This window comes from Protofrankia symbiont of Coriaria ruscifolia (assembly GCF_900634745.1).
In the GTDB taxonomy this organism is placed as follows: Bacteria; Actinomycetota; Actinomycetes; order Frankiales; family Frankiaceae; genus Protofrankia; species Protofrankia californiensis.
This window is the reverse complement of the sequence record NZ_CAAAFR010000135.1, coordinates 1-2,155: the sequence shown is the minus strand read 5'-3', so window position 1 is coordinate 2,155 and position 2,155 is coordinate 1. Positions and strand designations below refer to the sequence as shown.

Annotated in this window: 3 protein-coding genes; all 3 read left to right on the top strand. The window is 73.9% G+C overall.

Translation table 11 applies throughout. The features are described 5' to 3' along the window. Positions 1-693: CHAT domain-containing protein (locus CV1CTNOD_RS15345; RefSeq protein ID WP_131786766.1), on the top strand; the 693-nt coding region annotated here is incomplete at its 5' end. Between the two features lie 122 nt (positions 694-815). Continuing rightward, positions 816-1,265, top strand: a complete 450-nt coding sequence (locus tag CV1CTNOD_RS15340; protein ID WP_131786765.1) for a hypothetical protein — start codon at positions 816-818, stop codon at positions 1,263-1,265. A gap of 6 nt (positions 1,266-1,271) precedes the next feature. Continuing rightward, positions 1,272-2,155 (top strand): hypothetical protein (locus CV1CTNOD_RS15335; protein WP_131786764.1); only part of this gene is annotated, 884 nt, incomplete at its 3' end.

Sequence of the window (2,155 nt, the reverse complement as noted above, 5' to 3'; positions counted from 1 at the left end):
GTGTCCTCCTACACCCCGACGATCCGGGCGCTGACCCACGCCCGCCGCCCCCAACCCCCCGACAGCGACAGCACGGGCACGGCCGGCCGCGGCCAGGGGCGGATCGTGGCGGTGGCGATGCCGCACACCCCCGGCGCCTCCGACCTGCTCACCGCGCAGGCGGAGGCGACCGGGCTGGAGGAACGGTTCCCCGGCCGGGTCACCGTGCTCACCGGCCCGGACGCCACCCAGGATCGGGTGCTGGCGGCGCTCCCGGGTGCGCGGTGGGCGCATTTCGCCTGCCACGGCCACGCCGACCTAGAGAACCCGTCCGCGAGCCGGCTGCTCCTCACCGACCATCAGCAGCGGCCGTTGACCGTGGTGGACGTCGCCCGGCTGCGCCTGGACACCGCCGAGCTGGCGTTCCTGTCCGCCTGCTCCACCGCCCAACCAGGGGTGCTGACGGACGAGGTGATCCATCTGGCGTCGGCGTTCCAACTCGCCGGCTACCGGCATGTGATCGGCACCCTGTGGCCGATCAACGACCAGCACGCCGTGGACATCGCCACCGACATCTACACCACCCTCCCGCCTCCCGGGAACAGCACGATCGACGCCGCCGCGGTGCTGCACGCGACGACCCGGCGGATACGTGACCGGTGGGGCCGGGAGCAGCCATGGGTGTGGGCGTCCCACATCCACAGCGGCGCCTGACCACCCCCCAGCCGCACGCCCACACCCCCACAAGCTCCACCCCGGGCAGGAAGCCCCACGGCACGAAGAGCACCAGAAAGCACAAGAAGAAGGATGAAAAGGGAAAGGAGAAAAGGAGAGGAATGGGCGTAGACGACGACGGGGTGCTGGAAGCGGCACGGGCGATCCGCCCCTACCTGCCACGCCTGCTGGGCGACCCGGGCGCCGTCGAAAAGCTGGACCAGGCCCTCGCCGAGACCCTCACCGGCACCACCGCCGCCGGCACCACTACCGGCCAGACGGCCACCGCCGTGCGGGCGCTACTCGACGCGCACGCGAACACCGCCTGGTTCCTGACCGCGGTGCTGGCGGACGCACCCGCCTACCGGCCGCCCTACCAGCAGCCCCGCTACCTCCACCGCCAGACCGGCGGGGCGTCCTACCGCGGGATGACCGCCCCGGCGGGGGATCCCGGCCCGGTGGCCGCGGACCGGTACGCCTGCCCGCACGGCGACTACGTCTGGTACCGGCCCGACATCGGCACCCCGATCGCCGCCTGCCCCACCCACCACGTCCCGCTGGTCCGGACCTGACCGGGCATGCTCACCGCGTTCTGGGAGACAGCCGGCAGCAAACTCACCGACCGGTGGGCCGCCGTCTCCGCCCCGGCGCTGCTGTTCTGGCTCGGCGGGCTCGCCGCCTGGACCCACCACCACGGCGGCCTGCGCACCCTCGACACCCACACCGGCTGGCTGGACCGGCAGACCCCCGCCGTCCAGACGGCGACCATCCTCACCGCCCTGCTCACCATCACCGCCTCCGGGATCGTCGTCGACCGGCTCACCACCCCGACGCTGCGGCTGCTGGAGGGCTACTGGCCGTCCTGGACCGGCCCGCTGCGCCGCCGGCTCACCGACACCCTCGCCCGCCGCGCCGCCGCCGACGCCGCCGCCTGGCAGCAGGCGTACAGCCGCATCCACACCGCCGCCCCCACCGCCGCGGACCTCGCCGTCTACACCCGGCTGGACCGCCGCCGACGCCGCCGGCCGGCCAGCGCCGGCTACTTCCTGCCCACCCCGATCGGGAACATCCTGCGCGCCGCCGAACGCCGCCCGGTCGACAAGTACGGCCTGGACACCGTCACGGTCTGGCCCCACCTGTGGCTGCTGCTGCCCGAGGACACCCGCACCGCCCTGCGCGCCGCCCGCGCCAGCCTCGACACCGCCGTGGCCACCGCGCTCTGGGGGGTGCTGTTCTGCGCGTTCACCCCGTTGACCTGGCTGGCGCTGCCGGTCGGCCTCACCGTGACCGGTCTCGCCGTGGCCGTGGTCATCCCGGCGCGGGCGCAGGTCTTCGGTGACCTCATCGAAACCGCCTACGACCTGCACCGCACCGCCGTCTACCAGCAGCTCCGCTGGCCGCTGCCCGCCAGCCCCCACCACGAACGGGAGCACGGGCAGCGGCCAGCGGAGCTGCTGGTAGA

Coding starts and splice junctions, on each gene's coding strand:
- CV1CTNOD_RS15340 (WP_131786765.1), top strand. CDS start 816: ATGGGCGTAGACGACGACGGGGTGCTGGAAGCGGCACGGGCGATCCGC.